Annotated in this window: 17 protein-coding genes; 8 read left to right on the top strand and 9 right to left on the bottom strand. The window is 71.9% G+C overall.

Annotated features, from left to right (window positions below):
• Window position 1 precedes the first annotated feature (1 nt).
• The 3 genes from AVL59_RS31730 to AVL59_RS31720 all read right to left on the bottom strand — a co-directional run bounded on the left by AVL59_RS31730 (window position 2) and on the right by AVL59_RS31720 (window position 1993).
• The gene (locus tag AVL59_RS31730) at window positions 2–475 is read right to left on the bottom strand and encodes a C40 family peptidase (RefSeq protein WP_067311397.1); all 474 of its coding nucleotides are present in this window, start codon (window positions 473–475) and stop codon (window positions 2–4) included.
• A gap of 566 nt (window positions 476–1041) precedes the next feature.
• Window positions 1042–1350, bottom strand: a complete 309-nt coding sequence (locus AVL59_RS31725; protein WP_067311395.1) for a hypothetical protein — start codon at window positions 1348–1350, stop codon at window positions 1042–1044.
• A 7-nt stretch (window positions 1351–1357) separates the two neighbouring features.
• Window positions 1358–1993: an ATP-dependent Clp protease proteolytic subunit gene (locus tag AVL59_RS31720; RefSeq protein WP_067311392.1), complete on the bottom strand. Its 636-nt coding sequence runs from the start codon at window positions 1991–1993 to the stop codon at window positions 1358–1360.
• 85 nt (window positions 1994–2078) lie between these two features.
• On the opposite strand from AVL59_RS31720, the gene AVL59_RS31715 reads away from it, so the two are divergent.
• From AVL59_RS31715 to AVL59_RS31680, 8 genes are all read left to right on the top strand, one after another.
• Window positions 2079–2357 carry a type II toxin-antitoxin system Phd/YefM family antitoxin gene (locus tag AVL59_RS31715; RefSeq protein ID WP_067311390.1) on the top strand — a complete coding sequence of 93 codons (279 nt, stop codon included), beginning with the start codon at window positions 2079–2081 and terminating at the stop codon, window positions 2355–2357.
• A 266-nt stretch (window positions 2358–2623) separates the two neighbouring features.
• Window positions 2624–2926 (top strand): urease subunit gamma, encoded by a 303-nt coding sequence (locus AVL59_RS31710; protein WP_067311388.1) that lies wholly within the window; start codon window positions 2624–2626, stop codon window positions 2924–2926.
• Between the two features lie 10 nt (window positions 2927–2936).
• Window positions 2937–3248: an urease subunit beta gene (locus tag AVL59_RS31705; RefSeq protein WP_067311385.1), complete on the top strand. Its 312-nt coding sequence runs from the start codon at window positions 2937–2939 to the stop codon at window positions 3246–3248.
• The gene (locus tag AVL59_RS31700) at window positions 3241–4962 is read left to right on the top strand and encodes an urease subunit alpha (RefSeq protein ID WP_067311382.1); all 1722 of its coding nucleotides are present in this window, start codon (window positions 3241–3243) and stop codon (window positions 4960–4962) included. The genes AVL59_RS31705 and AVL59_RS31700 overlap by 8 nt, the downstream gene beginning before the upstream one ends.
• Window positions 4962–5636 (top strand): urease accessory protein UreF, encoded by a 675-nt coding sequence (locus AVL59_RS31695; protein ID WP_067311379.1) that lies wholly within the window; start codon window positions 4962–4964, stop codon window positions 5634–5636. The genes AVL59_RS31700 and AVL59_RS31695 overlap by 1 nt, the downstream gene beginning before the upstream one ends.
• A 123-nt stretch (window positions 5637–5759) precedes the next feature.
• On the top strand, window positions 5760–6437 hold the full coding sequence (gene ureG / locus AVL59_RS31690) for an urease accessory protein UreG (protein WP_067311376.1): 678 nt from the start codon (window positions 5760–5762) through the stop codon (window positions 6435–6437).
• Window positions 6434–7192 (top strand): urease accessory protein UreD, encoded by a 759-nt coding sequence (locus AVL59_RS31685; protein WP_067318007.1) that lies wholly within the window; start codon window positions 6434–6436, stop codon window positions 7190–7192. The genes ureG and AVL59_RS31685 overlap by 4 nt, the downstream gene beginning before the upstream one ends.
• A 169-nt stretch (window positions 7193–7361) precedes the next feature.
• A complete protein-coding gene (locus AVL59_RS31680) occupies window positions 7362–8927 on the top strand; it encodes an alpha/beta hydrolase (RefSeq protein WP_067311373.1) in 1566 nt (521 codons plus the stop codon).
• Between the two features lie 54 nt (window positions 8928–8981).
• Here AVL59_RS31680 and AVL59_RS31675 read toward each other — a convergent pair whose 3' ends face one another.
• The 6 genes from AVL59_RS31675 to AVL59_RS31650 all read right to left on the bottom strand — a co-directional run bounded on the left by AVL59_RS31675 (window position 8982) and on the right by AVL59_RS31650 (window position 18089).
• The gene (locus AVL59_RS31675; RefSeq protein WP_067311371.1) at window positions 8982–9701 is read right to left on the bottom strand and encodes a lysophospholipid acyltransferase family protein; all 720 of its coding nucleotides are present in this window, start codon (window positions 9699–9701) and stop codon (window positions 8982–8984) included.
• 143 nt (window positions 9702–9844) lie between these two features.
• Window positions 9845–11035 (bottom strand): pyridoxal phosphate-dependent aminotransferase, encoded by a 1191-nt coding sequence (locus AVL59_RS31670; protein ID WP_067311368.1) that lies wholly within the window; start codon window positions 11033–11035, stop codon window positions 9845–9847.
• Between the two features lie 9 nt (window positions 11036–11044).
• Window positions 11045–12373, bottom strand: coding sequence for an aspartate aminotransferase family protein (locus AVL59_RS31665; RefSeq protein WP_067311366.1), 1329 nt, complete (start codon window positions 12371–12373; stop codon window positions 11045–11047).
• A 22-nt stretch (window positions 12374–12395) separates the two neighbouring features.
• Window positions 12396–13718, bottom strand: a complete 1323-nt coding sequence (locus AVL59_RS31660) for a lysine N(6)-hydroxylase/L-ornithine N(5)-oxygenase family protein (protein ID WP_067311364.1) — start codon at window positions 13716–13718, stop codon at window positions 12396–12398.
• Between the two features lie 16 nt (window positions 13719–13734).
• The gene (locus AVL59_RS31655) at window positions 13735–16920 is read right to left on the bottom strand and encodes a non-ribosomal peptide synthetase (RefSeq protein ID WP_067311361.1); all 3186 of its coding nucleotides are present in this window, start codon (window positions 16918–16920) and stop codon (window positions 13735–13737) included.
• Window positions 16917–18089, bottom strand: coding sequence for an ATP-grasp domain-containing protein (locus tag AVL59_RS31650; protein ID WP_067311358.1), 1173 nt, complete (start codon window positions 18087–18089; stop codon window positions 16917–16919). Before AVL59_RS31650 ends, AVL59_RS31655 begins: the two co-directional genes overlap by 4 nt.
• Between the last annotated feature and the right edge of the window lie 20 nt (window positions 18090–18109).

The following is an 18109-nucleotide window of genomic DNA, read 5'->3' as shown; positions in this document are numbered from 1 at the left end:
GTCAGCTGACCCGGCCGTACCAGACCGCGTTGGTCCAGATCTTCTCCAGCCGCACCACGGACCCGGTCCTCGGGGCGTGCCAGATCTTGTTCTTCCCGGCGTAGATGCCGACGTGGTAGACGCTGGATCCGTAGTGGAAGAACACCAGATCGCCGGCCTTGCGGTTCCCGGCCGAGATGTGGTGCGTCTTGTTGTACTGCTGGGCGGCCGTACGCGGCAGGCGCTTGCCGGCCTTCTTGAACGAGTAGAGCGTCAGCCCCGAGCAGTCGAACCGGCGTGGCCCGGTGGCCCCGTACTGGTAGGGGGAACCCTTCTTGGAGGCCGCGATCTGGAGTGCTTTCGTCGCTATCGTGGCGGCCGAGGCGTCGGTGGCGAGGCCCGGGACCGTGATCGAGCCGCCCACGGCGGCGAGGGTGAGAGCCGAGGCCGTGCCGGCCCGGGCCATCAGCGACGGGACACGATTGAGCGCAGTCATGCGCAACCCTTCGTCAGCCGCCTGTGAAGGATGACCTGTCGGATTCGGGCTGGCGAAGTTGCCCGGCCGCGTTGCCGCGGCTTCACCCCAAGGGCTGCTCGGCACGACCGCCCGTCTGTGACGAACGTCCGTCCCGGCGACCCGTCTTGCTCGGGTCCTCCACTCCTGCCGATCCACTCCTGTCGACCGGTCATCCGGGCGGCGGCAGGACTCGGCGTCCGCCCGGACCGCCCCGCCGCTGTGGCGGGGGCTTGTCGTCAGTCAGGGATCTTGACTCACAGCAGTCGGAAAATCCCAATGGAATCGGGGGTTTGTGGCGTTACTCACCACTCGCCCGTTCGGGTGGACAACGGGATGTTCGAGTCACCGTCAGGTCCCGCGCGTAGCCCCGGACCTGGGGCGGAGCAGGTGAGCATGAGTCTCAAACACGAGTTGCGCGCAAGTCGGGAGGCCCGCAAAAGGGTCGTGAGATACCCCGGTCGGCGGTAGGCCGTTCGGGTCGTCCGAGGCCCGGCCCGGGCGGTCCGTCGACACGAGGGACCCGTCGGGCCGGACGCACGTCCGGGTCAGCCGACGCAGTCGGGCGGGAGCGTGACGCGCGCGGTACGGCGCTCGCCGTCCAGCACCCGCAAAGCCCGTGCCAGCGTGTCCCCGTGCAGCTCCGTCTCGCCCCGCTGGTGCATCAGGGTCAGCGCGTCGCGCAGCTCGGCCGCCTTGCGCACCAGGGCCTGCGCCGCGCGCAGCCCACGATAAGTGTCCCCGGTCTGCGCCGGGTTGATGCGGCCCAGCAGGTCGGCCGCCTCCAGGTAACGGTCGATCAACTCGCCCTCGGCGCGCGTCAGCGCGGGCAGCGGCGGAAGTTCCGGCGGAAGCACCGCCCGCTCACCCCGCGTGTCCGGCGCCGGGCTGCGCCCTGCGGCTCGGGACGACGCCGTCCACCAGGCCGTACGCCAGTGCGCCCGGCGCGTCGAGCACCAGCTCCCGCTCCAGGTCCTGGTGGATCCGCTCCGCGGTGCGCCCGGTGTGACGGACCAGCATCTCCTCCATGAGGGCGCGCATCCGTACCAGCTCCTCGGCCTGGATGGCGAGGTCGCTCGGCTGCCCCTTGGCCGGCTCGGTCAGGGCGGGCTGTTCCAGCACCACGCGGGCGTTCGGCAGCATGAAGCGCTTGCCCGGTGTCCCGGCCGTGAGCAGCACCGCGGCGGCGGAGGCGGCCTGGCCCAGGCAATAGGTCTCCACGTCGCAACTGACGTACCGCATCGTGTCGTAGACCGCGGTCATGGCGGTGAAGGAGCCGCCCGGGCAGTTCAGGTACAGCGTGATGTCCCGGTCCGGTGCCGCGTGTTCGAGCTGCATGAACTGAGTGATCACGTCCGTCGCGGCCGTGTCGTCGAGGGGTGTCCCGAGGAAGACGACCCGGCTCTCGAAGAGCTTCGAGTAGGGATCCAGCGTGCGGTGGCCCGTGCCCGTGCGCTCGGTGAACTCGGGCAGGACATGACGGGCGGACGGTCGGGTCATGGGCGTACCCCTCCTCCAGGCGGAGCACTGGCGGCTCCGCTTCTGTAAAAAATGTACAGGACGTACGTGACGTTATGATGGGTGCATGGCCTACGAGATTCCGGTGACGCAAGCCAGGGCTGAGCTCGCCGACCTGATCAACCGGGTGGTGTACGGCGGTGAGCGGGTCGTCGTGACACGGCACGGCAAGCCGCTCGTCGCGCTGGTCTCGGCCGCCGACCTGGAGCGGCTCGACGCGCTCGACGAGTCGGCCGAGGAGCAGGTGATCAGTTCGGTGTCCGGGGTGCGCGAGACGAATTCCGCCGCGCGCGAACGGCAGCGCTTCGGGATCGCGGCGGAGCACCGGGGGCCCGCCGTCTCCTGACCGTGCGCCTCGGGTGAGCCGGGTCGGTGCGGCACCTCCGCCGACCGGGTGTGAGCGAGTCCATTACGCAGTCATGCGCCGATCAAGGTCTGGTTAACGTCGCTGAAACTCCGGCGAACTAGCCTGCCGATCCACGCCACCACGGGTTTTTCTGCCCGGATTGGTCATCATCGGGGCAATTTTGTCTGCGTGTTACACCTATCCCGTCGCGGTGGCAGCGGCAACCGGACCCCGCACGGTCCGGAGCAAGGACTGTGAGGTGGGACGTGCAACTGACCCCGCACGAGCAAGAGAGGCTGCTGATCCATGTGGCGGCCGATGTGGCCGAGAAGCGCAGGGCCCGTGGGCTCAGGCTCAACCACCCGGAAGCGGTCGCCCTCATCACGTCGCACCTCCTCGAGGGCGCGCGCGACGGCCGTACGGTCGCCGAGCTGATGTCCTCCGGCCGCAAGCTCCTCACCAGGGACGAGGTCATGGACGGGGTCCCTGAGATGATCCACGACGTACAGGTCGAGGCCACCTTCCCGGACGGCACCAAGCTCGTGACCGTCCACGAGCCGATCATCTGAGGGGGGCGCGATGATTCCCGGAGAGGTGTTCTTCGCGGACGGCCCCGTCGTCTGCAACGAGGGCCGTGAGGTCACCCGGCTGACCGTCCTCAACGCCGCCGACCGGCCCGTCCAGGTCGGCTCCCACTACCACTTCGCCGAGGCCAACCCCGGCCTGGAGTTCGACCGGGACGCCGCACGCGGCAAGCGGCTGAACGTCGCCGCCGGGACCGCCGTCCGCTTCGAGCCCGGCATCCCGGTCGACGTCCAGCTCGTGCCCCTGGCCGGCGCCCGGATCGTGCCCGGACTGCGCGGCGAGACAGGAGGTGCCCTCGATGCCTGAGATCTCCCGCGACGCCTACGCCGATCTGTTCGGCCCCACCACCGGCGACCGCATCCGGCTCGCCGACACCGACCTGCTGATCGAGATCGAGGAGGACCGCTCCGGCGGCCCCGGGCGCGCCGGTGACGAAGCGGTCTTCGGCGGCGGCAAGGTCATCCGCGAGTCCATGGGCCAGTCGCGTGTCACGCGCGCGGAGGGCACCCCCGACACCGTCGTCACCGGGGTCGTCATCATCGACCACTGGGGGATCGTCAAGGCCGACGTCGGCATCCGTGACGGGCGGATCACCGGCATCGGCAAGGCGGGCAACCCGGACACGATGGACGGGGTGCACCCGGATCTGGTCATCGGTCCGGAGACCGAGGTGATCGCCGGCAACGGGCGCATCCTGACCGCCGGTGCCATCGACGCGCACGTCCACTTCATCTGCCCGCAGATCGCCGACGAGGCGCTCTGCGCCGGCATCACCACGCTGGTCGGCGGCGGCACCGGACCGGCCGAGGGCTCCAAGGCGACGACCGTGACGCCCGGCCCCTGGCATCTCGCGCGGATGTTCGACGCGATGGAGGCCTACCCGGTCAACGTCGGCTTCCTCGGCAAGGGCAACACGGTCTCCCACGAGGCGATGCTCTCCCAGATCCGGGGCGGCGCGGCCGGCCTGAAGCTGCACGAGGACTGGGGCTCGACCCCGGCCGTCATCGACGCGGCGCTCACCGTCGCCGACCGCACCGGCATCCAGGTCGCCATCCACACGGACACGTTGAACGAGGCCGGTTTCGTCGGCGACACCCTCGCGGCGATCGCGGGCCGGGGCATCCACTCGTACCACACCGAAGGCGCCGGGGGCGGCCACGCCCCGGACATCATGACCGTGGTCTCGCAGCCGAACGTGCTGCCCAGTTCCACCAATCCGACCCGGCCGTTCACCGTCAACACCGCCGAGGAACACCTCGACATGCTGATGGTGTGCCACCACCTGAACCCGGCGGTGCCGGAGGACCTGGCGTTCGCCGAATCCCGGATCCGGCCGTCCACCATCGGCGCGGAGGACATCCTCCACGACCTCGGCGCGATCTCGATCATCTCCTCCGACTCCCAGGCCATGGGCCGCGTCGGCGAGGTGATCCTGCGCACCTGGCAGACGGCCCATGTCATGAAGCGGCGGCGCGGTGCCCTGCCCGGTGACGGGCAGGCCGACAACCACCGGGTACGGCGCTACGTCGCCAAATACACGATCAACCCGGCGCTCGCCCAGGGCCTCGCCCGCGAGATCGGCTCCGTCGAGACCGGCAAACTCGCCGACCTGGTGCTGTGGGAGCCCGCGTTCTTCGGGGTCAAGCCGCACCTGGTCATCAAGGGCGGCCAGATCGCGTACGCGCAGATGGGTGATGCCAACGCCTCCATCCCGACGCCGCAGCCCATCCTGCCCCGGCCGATGTACGGGGCGATCGGACGGGCACCGGCGGCGAACTCGTTCAACTTCGTGGCCCCGCTGGCCATCGAGGACGGACTGCCGGAGCGGCTCCAGCTGGGCAAGCGCTTCGTCGCGATCGACTCCACGCGCCTGGTGACCAAGGCGGAGATGCGGGAGAACGACGCGCGTCCCCAGGTGCGGATCGACCCCGACAGCTTCGCCGTGCACATCGACGGCGAGCTGGTCGAGGCGACACCGGCCACCGAACTGCCCATGGCCCAGCGTTACTTCCTCTTCTGATGTCCAGGGCAGCACTTCTCGTCCTGGCCGACGGCCGCTTCCCCGCCGGAGGACACGCGCACTCCGGCGGGGCGGAGGCCGCCGTCAAGGCGGGCCGGATCACCTGTGCCGCGAGCCTGGAAGGCTTCTGCCGGGGTCGGCTGCACACCGCCGGGCTGGTCGCGGGGGCGCTGGCCGCCGCCGCCGCGCTGGGCGTCGAACCCCGGGAGCTGGACGCGGCGGCGGACGCCCGTACCCCCTCACCCGCGCTGCGGGTCGCCGCACGCAGGCTCGGCCGGCAGCTGATGCGTGCCGCGCGGGCGAGCTGGCCCTCGGCCGAACTGGACGCGCTGGCACGCCAGTTCCCCAAGGGAGCGCACCAGCCGGTCGTTCTCGGCGTCGCCGCCCGAGCAGCCGGTCTGGAGCCCGAGGACGCGGCGTACTGCGCGGTGTACGAGAGCGTGAGCGGGCCGGCGACCGCCACGGTGCGTCTGCTGAGCCTCGATCCGTTCGACGCGACGGGAGTTCTGGCCCGGCTGGCACCGGAGCTGGACCGCGTCGCGAATACGGCGGTGGAAGCCGCGCGGAGGGTGCTCGGCGAGGGTGTCGACGCCTTGCCCGCCGCGTCGGGGCCGCTGTTGGAGGTCGGTGCGCAGTGGCATGCGGCCTGGCCGGTACGACTCTTCGCTTCCTGACCTGGGCGCTGCGCCCGCAGACCCCCCATCGGCCTGAACGGCCTCGTCCCCGAACTCCCCCCCCAGAGGGGGCACCCCCGGACGGGCCGATCAATGCCGGACTTGGCTGAATTGGAGCCGCACATGCACCTCGACCACACCCACGACGGCGCCCGCGCCGTCAGCGCCGACGCCCACCGGCCCGACGGAACCCGCCGTGCCCTGCGCATCGGGCTCGGCGGTCCGGTCGGGTCCGGGAAGACCGCGACCGTCGCCGCGCTGTGCCGGGCGCTGCGCGACGAGCTGTCGCTGGCCGTCGTCACCAACGACATCTACACCCGCGAGGACGCCGAGTTCCTGCTCCGGGAGGCCGTGCTGCCGCCCGAGCGGATCACGGCCGTGGAGACCGGCGCCTGCCCGCACACCGCGATCCGCGACGACATCTCCGCCAACCTCGAAGCCGTGGAGGACCTGGAGGAGGCGGTCGGGCCGCTGGACCTGATCCTCGTGGAGTCCGGCGGCGACAACCTCACCGCGACCTTCTCCAAGGGGCTCGTGGACGCCCAGATCTTCGTGATCGACGTGGCCGGCGGTGACGACATCCCGCGCAAGGGCGGGCCCGGCGTCACCACCGCCGACCTGCTCGTGGTCAACAAGACCGACCTCGCGCCGTACGTCGGCTCCGACCTCGCCCGGATGGCCGCCGACGCCAAGGCGCAACGGGCCGAACTCCCCGTGGTCCTCCAGTCGTTGCGCGGCGAGTCCGGTGTCGCCGACGTGGCCGCCTGGGTGCGGGAGCGGCTCGGCGCGTGGACGGCATGACGGCGACCGGAGTCCGGGCACACGCACGGATCGCGGCCCGCGCCGACGGGCGCGGCGGTACGGCGCTGCCCGTGCTGGACTCGGACGGCCCGCTCGCGCTGCGCCGCACCCGGGGGAGCGGTGGCGAGGCGCGGGTCATGGTCGTCGGCGCGATGAGCGGACCGCTCGGCGGCGACCGCTTCGCGCTGGACGCGCGGGTGGAGGAGGGCGCCCGGCTGCACGTGGGGTCGGCGGCCGCCACCATCGCGCTGCCCGGCCAGACCGGGGGCGCGGCGCGCTACGACGTTCGGCTCGACGTGGCCGACGGCGGGGAACTGCGCTGGCTGCCCGAGCAGCTGATCGCGGCCGGTGGCAGCGATCTGTACGTCACCACGCGAGCCGAAATCGGCGTCGGGGCACGGCTGGTGCTGCGCGAGGAGCAGGTGCTCGGGCGGTTCGGGGAGGAGCCGGGGCGGCTCGGCAGCCGGCTCACGGTGCGGGTCGCGGGCCGCACCGTGCTGGACCAGGAGCTGGCCTGCGGACCCGGGGCACCGGGCGGCTGGGACGGGCCCGCCGTGCTCGCCGGGCACCGGTCGGTCGGCCAACTGGTCGTCGCACGGCCCGAGTTCGCCGAGCGGCCGCCCGCCGCGCGCATGTTGGGGGAGAACGCCGCGGTGATACCGCTCGCCGGGCCCGCCGTACTCGTCAGCGCCGTGGCGCCCGACGCGCTCAGGCTGCGGCGCGTGCTGGACGAGGCGCTGGCCCTGCTGGGGTAGGCGCTTGCGCCCGCTCAGCGAGACGCGGCCGTCCGTTTATCGGATTGGCAAAGAAGCCTTCGCGACCCCTGTTCTCAGACGGCTCACAGCCGGGAGGATCCCCGCCTGACCACTTGAAGACGCAGGGGAGGGGCCCAACTTGAGGGAGAACAGACCGAAGGGCCGTCTGATGGCGCTCGGTTCCGCCGGAGCACTCGTCACCGCGACCCTGATAGCCGGCGTGGTGTCGGCGCCCGCGGCCGGCGCCGACAGCCGCCACGGACAGGACCGCGAGGCGCGCGGCGCCGAGATCGCCGCCGCCCGCGCCGCCGAGGCCGGCATCGACTGGCAGGACTGCCCCGCGGACTGGGGACTGGACAAGCCCATCCAGTGCGGCTGGGTCAGCGTGCCGCTGGACTACGCGGAGCCGTACGGCAAGCAGATCAAGCTCGCCGTCGACCGCATCGGCAACACGGGGACCCCGCAGGAGCGCCAGGGCTCCCTGGTCTACAACCCGGGCGGTCCGGGAGGCTCCGGGCTGCGCTTCCCGCGCCGGGTCACCACCAAGAACGCCATCTGGGCGAACGTCGCCAAGGCCTACGACTTCGTGGGCTTCGACCCGCGCGGCGTCGGCCACTCCGCGCCCATCTCCTGCGTGGATCCACAAGAGTTCGTCAAGGCGCCCAAGGCCGACCCGGTGCCGGACACCGAGGCCGACAAGAAGGCCCAGCGGGGGCTCGCCCGCGACTACGCCCAGGGCTGCGCCGAGCGCAGCGGCGCCATGCTGCCGCACATGACCACGCCGAACACCGCCCGCGACCTGGATGTCATCCGCGCCGCGCTCGGTGAGAAGAAGCTCAACTACCTCGGCGTCTCCTACGGCACCTACCTCGGCGCCGTCTACGGCACCCTCTTCCCGGGCCACCTGCGCCGGATGATCGTCGACAGCGTGGTCGACCCGTCGCGCGAGAACATCTGGTACCAGGCCAACCTCGACCAGGACATCGCCTTCGAGGGCCGCTGGAAGGACTGGGAGGACTGGGTCGCCGCCAACGACGCCGCCTTCCACCTCGGCACCACCCGCGCCGCCGTCCAGGCCGAGTGGCTTCAGCTGCGCGCCACCGCCAAGAAGAGCCCGATCGGCGGGCTCGTCGGCCCGGCCGAGCTGATCTCCTTCTTCCAGAACGCCCCGTACTACGACTCCTCGTGGGTTCCGGTCGCGAGCGCCTTCGGCAAGTACGTCGCCGGAGACACCAAGGCACTCGTCGACGCCGCCGCCCCCGACCTGTCGAACACGGCCGGCAACATCAGCGCGGAGAACGGCAACGCCGTCTACACCGCCGTCGAGTGCGCCGACGCCAAGTGGCCCACCAGCTGGCAGCGGTGGGACCGGGACAACACCCGGCTCAACCAGGACTACCCGTTCATGACCTGGGCCAACGCCTGGTTGAACCTGCCCTGCGCCACCTGGCCGACCCGGCAGCTGACCCCGGTGGACGTCAGGACGCACCGCGGCCTGCCGCCGGTGCTGATCGTCCAGTCCACGCGGGACGCGGCCACCCCGTACCCGGGCGCCGTCGATCTGCACCGGCGCTTCAAGGGCTCCCGCCTGATCACCGAGCAGGGCGCGGGCTCCCACGGTGTGACCGGCCTGGTCAACCCGTGCGTCAACGAGCGGGTCGACTCCTACCTGCTCAGCGGTGAGCTGGACACCTCCGACGTGAGCTGCGCGCCGCACGCCACGCCCAAGCCGTGACCGCGACGGTACGGCGATGAGGGGCGGCCGGACTCTCCGGCCGCCCCTTCGCCGTCAACCGAGCGGCGCCCGGGGGAACTTGTGCTCCTTCTTCTGCGCCGTCTGCTCCGCCTTGACGACGGCCGCGTACCGGTCGACGTACTCCTGCTCGGACAGCGAGAGGATCGCGTACATGATCTCGTCGGTGACGGCCCGCAGGATGGCCTTCTCGTGCTCCAGGCCGGCGTAGCGGGAGAAGTCGAGCGGCTTGCCGAAGCGGATGACGACGGGATGGAGGTTCGGGATCACCTTGCCGGGCGGCTGCGCCTCGAAAGTGCCGATCATCGCGCACGGCACGACCGGCACACCGGCCCGCAGCGCCATGACCGCGACCCCCACCTTGCCCTTGTACAGCCGGCCGTCGTGCGAACGGGTGCCCTCCGGGTAGATGCCCAGCAGTTCGCTCTTGCCCAGCACACCGAGCCCCTCGCGGATCGCCGCCTGCCCCGCGTCCTTGCCCGAACGGTCCACCGGGATCTGCCCGGCGCTGCGGAAGAAGAACGCGGTGAGCCTGCCCTTGACACCGGGCCCGGTGAAGTACTCCGCCTTGGCGAGGAAGGTGATCCGGCGCTTGAGCATCGCCGGCATCAGGAAGTGGTCGGAGAAGGACAGATGGTTCCCGGCGACGATCGCGGGACCCGTCGCCGGTACGTTCTCCAGGCCCTCGATCCGGGGCCGGAAGACCAGTCTCAGCAGGGGGCCCAGCAGCACGTACTTGAGCAGGTAGTAGAACACGGCTCGCCCCTCACCTCGTCCAGGCCACCCCGCGTGCGCCTGTCGTCATCTGTCACCGCACCCGGCCATGCTCATGCTGGCCCGTGCGGCCGTTGCCGACAAGAGAACCCCGGACCACGGGCCCGGGGTTCGTGCGACACGCCTCAGCGGTGCGCTTCGGCCTCCGTTCGGGCCGACCGGACGAAGGCCGCCAGCCGGCGCAGGCCGTCCTCCAGCTCCACGGGGTCGCCCGCGAGGGTCACCCGCACACAGCCGGCTCCCTGCTGACCGAAGGAGTCGCCCGGGCACACGCACACCTGCTGCTCGCGCAGCAGCCGGTAGGCGAACTCCCGGGCGCCGAGCCCGGTCGAGGAGATGTCGAGGAAGAGATAGAACGCCGCGGACGGCCGGACGTACGACAACTCCTCGCACTCCGCGAGGATCTTGTCGGCCTTCTCGACCCGCGCCGTGATCTCCTCCCGGATGCCCCGCGCGAACTCCGCGCTGTCGTCCCGGGTCACGTAGGCGAGCGCGGCCTCCTGCATCAGTCCCGGCCCGCAGGAGAAGAACAGCGAGCTGTAGTCGACCAGCTTGCCGATCAGCTCGGTGTTCTCGCTCACGGCGCACCCCACCCGCAGGCCCGGCGCGGCCGCGTCCTTGGAAAGCGAGTACAGGTAGGTGACGCCGGGCCGGTGCAGGGGAGCGGGCGTGTCGCCGTCGAAGACCAGGTTCTTGTAGGTCTCGTCGAACAGACAGTGCAGGCCGTGCCGGTCCGCCAGGTCCAGCAGCGCCTGGAGCCGGCCGGGCTCCATCACGGTGCCCAGCGGATTGGACGGCGAGTTCACCAGCAGGCAGCGGACATCGGGGTTCTGACGGACGAGTTCCTCGACGGCGTCCGGGTCGGGGTTCCAGCCGTCGGCCGGGTCCAGCGGGTAGGTGATCACCCGCAGGCCGTTGAACTCCGCGCCCAGGAAGTACGTCGGAAAGCCCGGGTCGGGAATCAGCACGGCGTCCCCGGGATCACAGGTGACGCCGAGATACTGGCTGATCAGCGCGTTGGCCGGGGCGACGACGACATTGCGCTCGGTGAACGCGACGCCCTTCTCCGCCGCGTACTGGCGGGCGAAGGCCTGCCGCAGCGCCGGAGTACCGCCGGAGGCGACATAGCCGAGCTGGGGATTCTCGGTGACCGTGCGCAGTTCGCGCACCACGTGCGGGTTGACGAACCCCTTGGTGTCCCCGATCTCCAGGTGGATGACGGGCAGACCGCGCTGCTCCAGTTCCTGCGCGGCGGCGAGGATCTCGAACATCGGCTGGGGCCTGAAGACGCGGGAGCGCTCGGAAAGTGTGGGCATGGTGCTTCCTCAGATCAGGGACGCGGCGGGCAGATGGCGGCGGGTCGTCTCGCGGACGGCCGTGGCGAGGATGTCGAGTCCCCGGGCGAACGTCTCCTCGGAGATGTTCAGCGGGGGGAGCAGGCGCAGCACCCGGTCGTCCCGGCCGCCGCGCTCGATGAGCAGGCCCCCCTCGAAGCAGACCCGCTGGACCTCACGGGCCAGCTCGCCGGCGTCCACGGCGGGCGTCCCGGCCAGCTCCACCCCGATCATCAGCCCCTTGCCGCGCACCTGGAGCACCGTCGGGAGCTCCGTCTCCAGCGGGGTCAGGGCGGCGAAGGCCTGGGCCGAACGCGCCCGGACGTTGGCGAGCACGTCCTCCTTCTCGAAGACGTCGAGCACGGCGAGGCCGGCGGCGAACGCGAGCTGGTTGCCGCGGAAGGTGCCGATGTGGGAACCGGGCTCCCAGACGTCCAGGGCCTGGTCGTAGAGCATCAGGGAGACGGGGAGGCCGCCGCCGATCGCCTTGGACAGCAGGATCACGTCCGGTTCGATGCCGTACTGCTCGAACGCGAACCAGGTGCCGGTACGGCCGGCACCGGTCTGGATCTCGTCCACGACGAGCGGGACACCGGCGGCCCGGGTCGCCTCGCGCACCCTGCGCACGAACTCCGGATGGGCGGGGATCGAGCCGCCCTCGCCCTGGACCAGCTCCAGGATCACCGCCGCCGGGGTGGTGAAGCCCGCGTGGCTGTCCGACAGCGCGGACTCCAGCAGCGCCACGCAGTTGACGTCGCAGCTGTCGGGGGACAGCCGCAGCGGGCACTGGGCGCAGTAGGAGTACGGCATGAAGTGCACGCCGGGCATGAGGTTCGCGACCTGCCGCTTCGGCGCGACCAGACTGGTCAGCGCCATGGCACCCGCGGTGCAGCCGTGATAGCCGCCCTGGTAGGCGACGACGTCGGAGCGTCCGGTGGCGGTCTTGCACAGCTTGACCGCGGCCTCCACGGCGTCGGCGCCCGTGGGCCCGCAGAAGTGCACGCGCATCCGGTCACGCATGCCCGGCGGAAGCATCTGCAGGTGGCGGCGGGTGAACTCGGCCTTCACCGGGGTGGGGATGTCCAGTCCGTGGGTGAGCAGGTCGAGCTGTTCCCGGATCGCGTCCAGGACACGGGGATGGCCGTGACCGAGGGCGAGCACACCGGCGCCGCTGAGGAAGTCGATGTACGACGTGCCCTCCATGTCGAGGACATGGCTGCCGAAGGCGCGCTGGATGGCCAGCGGGAGATTGCGGGGATAGGTGCGGGCGCTGGACTCGTGGTGTTCCTGGAACTGGAGCAGCTCCGTGTTGCCGTGCATGGACTGTGTTTCCTTCGTCGGCTCAGGCGGTGGCGCGGTCGGTGGGGGCAGGGGTCTCCCGCCCGTCGAGGTGGTGCTCCAGCGAGGAGGCGATCTCCTTGGCCCGCAGGGCGAGCAGGCTGAACGAGCCCGCGTCTCCCATGCCGTGCGAGGTCTCGCACAGACCGTTGAGATACAGCAGCGGGAACGGGGCCTCGGGGTCGGCCGCGGCCAGCCGGTAGTCACGGCCGACGTCGGCACGGCCGGACGGGGTGCTGCGCACTTCGGCGGCGACGCCGTCCAGCAGGGCGGGCAGGAACTCCCCGCCCTCCTTCGGGGACCCGAGGTCCTTGAAGCCCGTGGCCAGGATCACCAGGTCGGCGTCGATCTCGTCCACGGTGTCCGTGTACCGCTCGCGCACGGAGAGGGTCACCCGGTCGTCATCGGAGGCGCACGCCTCGACGGCGGTGCAGCGGCGGACCTCGACGCGTTCGGCACCGTCGAGCCGGTCCTCGTGCAACTTCAGATACAGCTCGTGCACCACGTCGATGTCGGCGGCCGAGTAGTTGGTGAAGCGCAGGTCCCGGTTGAGGGCCCGCTTGGCGTCCTCGGAGGCCGCGTAGTAGTAGTCGACGAACTCCGGCAGGTAGACCTCGTCCATGAACGGGCTCGTGTCCTTCTGCCGGTAGCCGAAGCTCCGCACGATGCCCGTGACCCGGCCGCGCGGCAGCCGGGACCGCAGGTCGAGCAGCAGCTCCACCGCGCTCTGACTGCCGCCGACGACCACCACCCGCGGCTCGGCCCGCCCCTCGATGAGGGACAGCGCGTCCAGGTACTCGGTGAAGTGGCGCACCCGGGGGTCGCGCCGGGCATCGAAGGGCTCGGGCACGTACGGGGTGCGGCCGGGGGCCACCACCACGGCGGGGGCGCGCAGCTCGGACCCGTCACTCAGCCGGACGACCGCCGTGGCCGGGTCGTCCCCGTCCTGGACGACGGCGGTGACCTCGGCGCCGTAGCGGACGTCGGCGCCGACGTTCTCGGCCACCCAGCGCACGTACCCGGCGTACTCCTTGCGCAGCGGGTAGTCGATGCCGAGGTTGAGGTAGGAGAAGAAGCGGCCGGTCTCGTGGAGATAGTTGATGAAGGTGAACCGGCTGCGCGGGTCGGCCGGTGAGATCAGGTCCCGCACGGGGTTGTTCTGGATGTCGGAGCCGTCGAGCAGCATGCCCGGCTGCCAGGCGGGGCCCGGGCGTGCCTCCAGGAAGACGGCGCGGAGGTGCGGGTGGCGCTCCTTGAGGGCCACCGCGAGGGCCAGGTTCCCCGGCCCGAATCCGATCCCGATCAGGTCAGCGTCATGTTTCGACAAGTCAGATGCCTCGGGTTCAGTGAGTGGTGTGGTGTGCTTCGGGCGGTGTGCCGGCGCCGGTGAGACGGCCGGCCATGGAGCGCAGCAGCCGCTCGGCGGTCTGCGGGTCCAACAGGGTTGATCTGTAATGGAGTTCGAGGACCCAGGCGTCGCCCTGGCCGCGCACGACACCCATCAGGTCGTAACGGACGTCGTACGGCAGGCCGCCCGCGGTGAAGCCCGTCCCCTGGGGCAGCAGGGGACTGGACCCGGGGATGGCGTTGAACAGCACGCTGCTGAGCGGATACGGCTCGGCCGCCGGGTCCATGCCCAGTGCGCGGACGATGGTGTCGAGCTGGAGCCACTGATGGTCCAGGGAGCGGGCGAGCGCGGCCTGCGCCTCACGGGCGGTGCCGGCCGGCGAGGCGAGGCGGGACAGCCGTACCGGGACGATGTTGTGGAAGTTGCCGACGACCGGGAGCGTGGCGGGGTGCGGCCGCCCCGTCGACGGGATCTGCACCGCGAGGTCGTCGCGGCCGAGGTGCTCGGCGAGCGTGTCCGTGAACGCGCCCAGCATCAACGCGAAGGGCGTACAGCCCAGTTCGCGTGCCGCCGCGCCCGGCGAAGCGGCCCCCGCCAGGTCGAGGCCGAGAGCGGCGTACGCTCCCCGCGCGTCCTCGCGGTGCCCCGCGGGCCGGGGCAGGGCGGTCGGTGCGAGACCCGCGAACTCGCGGCGCCAGAAGGCCAGCAGCCGTTCGGTGTCCGCCTGCTCGGCCGCGTTCTGCCGGCGTGCGTACTCGACGTAGGCCGGGGCCGTCGGTGGCGGCGGGAGAGCGCTGCCGTGCCGCAGATGGGCGAGTACGGCATCGAGGTCCGCCCTCAGGATCGTCTGGGACGTGCCGTCCGTGACCATGTGGTTGAGCGTCAGGATCAGCTCGGCGCCGTCGGCGTCCCGCGCCACCGCCGCGGACCAGGGGAAGCCCGCGTCGACGGGGACGGGCTCGGTGATCAGAGCGGCCGCGACCACGCCCGGTGGACCGGCGTGCTCCGGCAGGTCCAGCGGCACCTCCGACGGCGGGCGCACCTCCTGGTGCGGGACTCCCGCCACGGTGGCGAACCGGGTGCGCAGGCTCGGGTGCCGGGCCACGAGCACCCGCAGGGCGGCGCGCAGCTCGCGGACGTCGAGGTGCTCGGGCAGCGGGACGCGCAGCTGCACGGTGGACCAGTTGCGCGGCGGCTCGGTGAGATAGAAGGCGGCGAACCGGCGCTGCTGCGGCGAGAGCGGATACGGCTCTCCGATCGTGGGCGTGTGCGGGATGCCGTCGGGGTCGAACCGGCCGGCGCCCGTGGTGACGTCCCGCCGGCCGATCCGTGCCGCCAGTGCGGCGGGGCCGGGCGCCCGCAGGACGTCGGTGTGGCCGAGGTCCGCCATGCCGTGCTCGTCGGCGAGGATCGCGAGCAGCTCCGCGACGGCCAGGGAGTCGCCGCCCAGGGCGAAGAAGTCGGCGTCCGGCGGGACGGAGGCCAGCCCGAGCGCCGTCGCCATGGCCGCGCACACGGCGGCGAGCACCGGGTCGTCGCCGTTCGCTCCGGACGGCGCGGAGCCCTCGGCCTGTGGGGCCGCGTCCTCGGCCGCGGCCTGCCGGGCCAGCGTGCGCAGGGCGGCGCGGTCGACCTTTCCGTTGGCGGTGAGCGGGAAGACGGGCAGCGACCGGAACACGGACGGCACCATGGCCAGCGGCAGCCGTTCGCGCAGGGTGCCTGCGACGTCGGCGAGCGCGGCCTCGGTGAGACCGCCGTCCACCAGCGCGACCAGCTGCTTGTCGCCCGGATCCGGCCGCTCGACGGCCGTCACGAAGGCGTCCCCGCCGCCGTGGGCGGCGGCCGCGCCGCGCACCTGCGCGGCGACCTCGGCGGGCTCCACCCGCAGTCCGCGGATCTTGACCTGGTCGTCGCGCCGGCCGTGGACGACGTAGTGGCCGTCCGGCGTGCGGGAGGCCAGGTCGCCCGTGTGATAGAGCCAGTCGTCCGCTCCGCCGTCGGGGTCGTGCCGGAACCCCCCGGTGGGCCGCCTGCCCTCACCGTCGAGGTAGCCACGGCTGCGGAACGGGGTGCGAAGGACGACCTCGCCCGTCGTGCCGGGGGCGGCCGGACGGCCGTCCGGACCGACGAGGAGCACCTCGCACGACGGCAGGGGGCGCCCCACGGGCAGGATGCCGGGGCTCTCGGTGCCGGTGACCCGGTGGGCCAGCTTGGCCAGCGTGGTCTCGGTCGGGCCGTAGAAGTTCCAGATCTCACCGGCCGGCAGGGCCGCGGCCCGCCACTGTCCGGCGAGCCGGGCGTCCAGCGGTTCACCGGCGAAGCACGTCGCGCGCAGGGCGGTGGGTCCGGTGTCGCAGCCGGAGCGCAGCCAGCCGCGCACCAGGGAGGGCACCGTGTGCAGGACGGTCACCCGGGTGCGGGCGAGCCAGGGCAGCACGGAGCGCCCGTGCAGGTTCCCGGGCGTGTCCGAGAGGACGAGGGTCGCTCCGGAGCACAGCGGCAGGAAGAGGTCCCGCAGGACGACGTCGAAGGACAGGCTGGTCAGCTGGGCCACCCGGTCGCCGGGGCCGACGCGCAGGGCTCCGATCTCCCAGTCGATGAAGTGGGCGAGTCCCCGATGGCTGCCGAGGATGCCCTTCGGGGCACCGGTGGAGCCGGAGGTGAAGAAGACGTACGCCTCGTCGCCGGGCACCGGCGTGTGGTCCCCGGCCCGGGTGAACCGCGCCACCGGGAGCTCGCCCGGCGCGGGTGCCACGGGGTCCGCGGCCAGCCGGACGCGCGGCCTGACCTGCTCGGTGAACGCCTCGGCACGGGCCGCCGGCAGGGACTCGTCGAGGAGCAGCAGCACCGCGCCGCAGTGCAGGACACCGAGCACGGCGGCCACGAGTTCGGCCGATGCCCGGCCGCGCAGGGCGACCCGGTCGCCGGGCCCGACACCCAGGCCGGTGAGCCCGGCCGAGATCTCGCGCATACGGCGGTGCAGCCGGGCGTAGTCGGTGACATCGCCGTGCTGCTCGACGGCGGGGTGGCCCGGGTGGCGTGCCGCGATCCGCTCGAAGCGGGCGACGACGGTGTCGGGCGCCGTCGGGGACAAGGGGGCGGAGGGTGCCGCGCAGTCGGGTGCCGTCCGCTGCGCGCGGTGGCCCGGATGCCGTCCGGGTTCGGCGGTCGGCCTGTTCACGGGGCGGTGGTCTCCAGGAAGTAGGCGTCGCGGATGTGGTCGAGACGGGAGGCGACCTGCTGTTCGTCGCGCGCCTCGTAGAACACGAGCCCCGGACTGGTCGAGGACGTCAGGTCGACCGGGATGACATCGCCGACCGCCATCGTCATCCGGGCTCTGATCACACCGGGCAGTGCGGCCAGTTCCGCCTCGGCGGCCAGCCGGGTGATGCGCCCGGGCCGGGTCGGGAAGTCCGCGTTGACGACGATGCCGTCCCTGCGCCGAGGCTCGCAGCGTGGTGCGCGGCCGATGGAGGTGTCCCAGAACGCCTGCCACAGGTCGACGCCGTACTGCAGATCGAGTGCCTCGGTGATGCCGCCGCCGGCCGGGCGGCAGGCGATCTCGCCCACCAGGAAGCCGTCGCGGGTCTTGAACAGCTCCAGATGGGTCACCCCCGACCGCATGCCCAGGGCACGTACGGCGCGGGCGTGCAGGTCGAGCGCGGGGGCGAGATCGGGGTGGCCGTCGGGCAGGAAGTACGAGCCGCTGAAGTTGTCGATCTGGCCTAGGAGGGGAGTGAAGTAGCGGGATGCCGCCGCGAACTGCACCTCTCCGTCGTGCACCACGCCGTCGCAGTGGTACTCGGCGTCCATCGGGACGAAGCGTTCGACGATCAGGGGATCGCGGGACTCACGCAGCGAGTCCGCCTCCGGCGAGGCCGCGAACGCGTCGAAGTGGGCCCGTGACTCGAAGACCACGACGTCGAGGCAGCCCCCGCCGAACACCGGCTTGACCACGCAGGGCCAGCCCGTTCGCTCGGCGGCACGGGGCACCTCCTCCAGCGCGAGGACCTGGGCGAACTCGGTGACGGGCAGCCCCGCCTCACGCAGCCGGCGCTTCATCACGTACTTGTTCGAGAACCCGAGCGCGGACTCGTAGCCGAGCCCTGGCAGACCCAGGGTGGAGCGCACGTATCCGCCCGTGGCCTGGCTGAACTCCACCGGGGTGACGATGTGTTCGACCGGCTCACGGCGCGCGACGGAGACCGCCGCGCGCAGCACCTCGCCGCAGTCGCGGATGTCGGACACCTCCACGATGTCGACGCCGAGCGGGAAGCGATGGGTGTGACCGGTCTCGGTGACGACCGAGACCCGCTCCGCTCCAGGGCTTTCGAACAGCCGTGCGGGCATGGCGCGGCGACGGGAACATA

It is taken from the genome of Streptomyces griseochromogenes (assembly GCF_001542625.1).
Classification (GTDB): Bacteria; Actinomycetota; Actinomycetes; order Streptomycetales; family Streptomycetaceae; genus Streptomyces; species Streptomyces griseochromogenes.
Note: the sequence above shows the minus strand (reverse complement) of the source record. Positions and strands in the feature narration are given on the sequence as shown.

Coding starts and splice junctions, on each gene's coding strand:
- AVL59_RS31700 (WP_067311382.1), top strand. CDS start 3,241: ATGCCTGAGATCTCCCGCGACGCCTACGCCGATCTGTTCGGCCCCACC.
- AVL59_RS31680 (WP_067311373.1), top strand. CDS start 7,362: ATGGCGCTCGGTTCCGCCGGAGCACTCGTCACCGCGACCCTGATAGCC.
- AVL59_RS31715 (WP_067311390.1), top strand. CDS start 2,079: ATGGCCTACGAGATTCCGGTGACGCAAGCCAGGGCTGAGCTCGCCGAC.
- AVL59_RS31665 (WP_067311366.1), bottom strand. CDS start 12,373: ATGCACGGCAACACGGAGCTGCTCCAGTTCCAGGAACACCACGAGTCC.
- AVL59_RS31685 (WP_067318007.1), top strand. CDS start 6,434: ATGACGGCGACCGGAGTCCGGGCACACGCACGGATCGCGGCCCGCGCC.
- AVL59_RS31705 (WP_067311385.1), top strand. CDS start 2,937: ATGATTCCCGGAGAGGTGTTCTTCGCGGACGGCCCCGTCGTCTGCAAC.
- AVL59_RS31695 (WP_067311379.1), top strand. CDS start 4,962: ATGTCCAGGGCAGCACTTCTCGTCCTGGCCGACGGCCGCTTCCCCGCC.
- AVL59_RS31720 (WP_067311392.1), bottom strand. CDS start 1,993: ATGACCCGACCGTCCGCCCGTCATGTCCTGCCCGAGTTCACCGAGCGC.
- ureG (WP_067311376.1), top strand. CDS start 5,760: ATGCACCTCGACCACACCCACGACGGCGCCCGCGCCGTCAGCGCCGAC.
- AVL59_RS31670 (WP_067311368.1), bottom strand. CDS start 11,035: ATGCCCACACTTTCCGAGCGCTCCCGCGTCTTCAGGCCCCAGCCGATG.
- AVL59_RS31650 (WP_067311358.1), bottom strand. CDS start 18,089: ATGCCCGCACGGCTGTTCGAAAGCCCTGGAGCGGAGCGGGTCTCGGTC.
- AVL59_RS31730 (WP_067311397.1), bottom strand. CDS start 475: ATGACTGCGCTCAATCGTGTCCCGTCGCTGATGGCCCGGGCCGGCACG.